Origin of the sequence: Xanthovirga aplysinae, from assembly GCF_009711365.1 — a bacterium.
Lineage (GTDB): Bacteria > Bacteroidota > Bacteroidia > Cytophagales > Cyclobacteriaceae > Xanthovirga > Xanthovirga aplysinae.
This window is the reverse complement of record NZ_SMMB01000599.1, coordinates 1-2,614: the sequence shown is the minus strand read 5'-3', so window position 1 is coordinate 2,614 and position 2,614 is coordinate 1. Positions and strand designations below refer to the sequence as shown.

The window sequence follows — 2,614 nt, the reverse complement described above, 5'->3', positions numbered from 1 at the left end:
CAACCGCATTAAAAATATAAAAAGTCCTCTAGATTCATTAGTTTAGAGCCTAAATATATAATGCGGATATACCACATATGTGGTATATCTGGTTGTTGTGGTGCATATAAATAGGAAATGAATAAAAAATGGAGTAATCATAGTGGGTGCTTAAACATCCTAGAAAATCTAACAACAACGGATATTCATCAAATCCAACATGAAACAGAGCTGCATACTATTCAATTTTATCAATTTCAAACCCCAAATAGAGAAACTTGGGATGTTCTTAATCAATTTTTCAAACTAAATCCTACTATTGAACTTAGAATTAAATGGTATAATCCAATAAACCTAGAGTTTATTCAATTTCTTCCAAACTTAAGATGTATCAATATATCTTCATTCCTCACGAAAGACTTTGATCAGTTAACTCTCAACAAAGAATTAAATCATATAGGAATTGAAGAAACAAAATCTAAGGCTGTTGATATATCCTTTCTTAGAGAATTTCAAAGTCTTAAATCGCTGTATGTAGATGGAAATAAGAAAGGAATTGAAGTCGTTTCAGAATTAAAACAAATTGCTGAAATAGTTCTTAGAGGATTCAAGCTTAGCTCAATAAACTTTCTCTTATCGTTACCTCATTTAACAAAATTAAAATTGCTATATGGTAACTGCTCTGATTTTAAAACTATTGCTCAATTAAAAAACCTCAAATCATTAGAAATAAGTCGAGTTAGACAAATAGAAAATTATTCATTCTTAGAAGAGTTAACTTTATTGGAATTCTTAACGCTTGAGGGGCAAGCTAACCTTCAAGAGCTTCCTAATTTAAAAACTTTGAAACACCTGAAGTTTTTGAGTCTACAAAACAACAAAACATTTACAGATATCAGTAAAATAAACAAATGTAATTCAATTGAAGTGTTTTGGCTTTCGTTCTCTGAAAATCAAAAAGTTTCAGAAATAAAATCGTTATTAAAAGACGCATTAAAATATTCTCTAAACTCTGAATCCATCAAATACACGAACTTAACCCGTTTTAAATGGATAACTGATGAAGAAAAAATAAAAATTTCAAATAAAGGAATTAAAGATTATAGAGAATGGATAGTTCACAACTCTCATAAAATATAACGCACCACAACAAGCTGTATGTAATCATGGCTGGTTAGTGGTTAACGTAGCTTTTCTGCTTCGTAGGATTCCCGTCAAATCGCAGATTTGACTATTTACTAAACCGAAATACTTATCTTCGAGAAAGCCACGATTCATACAGTGGCGTTACAGCCCATTGAGGATAAAAAGATAACTATTTTTTTGACAACTGATAAATTATATTTTTTAGACAGAGGGAAATCATAAATGAAAAAAACGATTGAATTACTTTTGATTGGAGCTCTATTAAGTTCGTGCATCTATTCACTTATTTTTACGAGCGTAACGGACTATGTGGTAGATTTCCAATCTTATTTGGGATTTGCACTTATCCTATTGACAAGTATAATAAGATTTAAAAATATAAAAACTAGCACCTATTTCTTAGGTTTTAGCCTTTTCCTGGGCACCTTTAATTTAATTAAGTTTTCTCATACTAGCTTTGAATTCTCTTTTTTTATTGCTGGTTCCAAGGTTTTAGGTTTTAACCAAATTATAGTTATTCTATTTTTAATTTTTCTCTCTGTAAATGGCCATGTAATAAAAAAAATCTTAGGGGAAGGCAAAGAGTCAACTGAATTAGAAAAACAACAAATGACTGAAAAAGAAACTGAGACATTCATGAAGAAATTTTCTAATAAGTCCATAATTGAATTACAGGAGATTATTGACAATCCCGCTAGCTATGTTACTGGAGCTGTAATGGCATCCAAAAAACTAATTGAAGAAAAGAAAAAAGGGCTGTAACAATGGCGAGCTGCCATGTTTTGCCAGCGCGCAAAAAGTCGACGCTAAAAAGCACAGCAGCCAGCCGGGCCGTTGTAAGTAATTGAAGATTACAAAAAATGAACAAACTAATTCTGTTTGCTTTTATTATTTCTTGCTTCAGTTGCTCAATAGATAGAACTATTGTTGAAATATCAGAAATTGAAAATAACGTACTCATCCATTTTCAAAAATTACCAAGCAAAAGTAAGTTGAAGATTACTGATAAGAATGAACCTGGAGAAAAACTTATACTCTGTTTAACCTTTATCGATAAAGAAAATAAAAGAGAACTTGCAAATCAATTAGTGAAGTTTTACCATACTTCCACAGCCGGGAAATATGAACAAACAGACCCAAATGATGAATCCACAGCAAGGTTAAGTGGGCAATCAACAACTAACCTCAAAGGACAGATTTATATAGAAACCATTTTACCCGGTGATTATGGAAGTTCAGATGACAATCGTCATATTCATACAACTGTTTTCGGAGCAAAACCAAAAGCTTATGACATCCATTTCAAACAATATACCGGTTATATGTTAAATAACTTTATCAATGGAAGTGACCAACATTTTTTAGCAGATTTAAAAAGGACGAAAGAAAATGCATTAGTTAGTTTTTTGACTATTGAAGTAAAAAACCCTGATCAATAAGGCAAATAAAAACTACTTACAACAATGGCTAGCTGCCATGCTTTGCCAAC

General features: G+C 31.3%; 3 protein-coding genes. All 3 read left to right on the top strand.

What is annotated here, in order from left to right:
- Window positions 1–117 precede the first annotated feature (117 nt).
- The 3 genes from E1171_RS03110 to E1171_RS03100 all read left to right on the top strand — a co-directional run bounded on the left by E1171_RS03110 (window position 118) and on the right by E1171_RS03100 (window position 2,564).
- Entirely contained in the window at window positions 118–1,119 is a 1,002-nt protein-coding gene (locus E1171_RS03110) for a hypothetical protein (protein WP_155203979.1), read from the top strand.
- Between the two features lie 228 nt (window positions 1,120–1,347).
- Window positions 1,348–1,887 (top strand): hypothetical protein, encoded by a 540-nt coding sequence (locus tag E1171_RS03105; protein ID WP_155203978.1) that lies wholly within the window; start codon window positions 1,348–1,350, stop codon window positions 1,885–1,887.
- A gap of 98 nt (window positions 1,888–1,985) precedes the next feature.
- Window positions 1,986–2,564: a dioxygenase family protein gene (locus E1171_RS03100; RefSeq protein WP_155203976.1), complete on the top strand. Its 579-nt coding sequence runs from the start codon at window positions 1,986–1,988 to the stop codon at window positions 2,562–2,564.
- Window positions 2,565–2,614: the final 50 nt, after the last annotated feature.

Coding starts and splice junctions, on each gene's coding strand:
- E1171_RS03110 (WP_155203979.1), top strand. CDS start 118: ATGAATAAAAAATGGAGTAATCATAGTGGGTGCTTAAACATCCTAGAA.
- E1171_RS03105 (WP_155203978.1), top strand. CDS start 1,348: ATGAAAAAAACGATTGAATTACTTTTGATTGGAGCTCTATTAAGTTCG.
- E1171_RS03100 (WP_155203976.1), top strand. CDS start 1,986: ATGAACAAACTAATTCTGTTTGCTTTTATTATTTCTTGCTTCAGTTGC.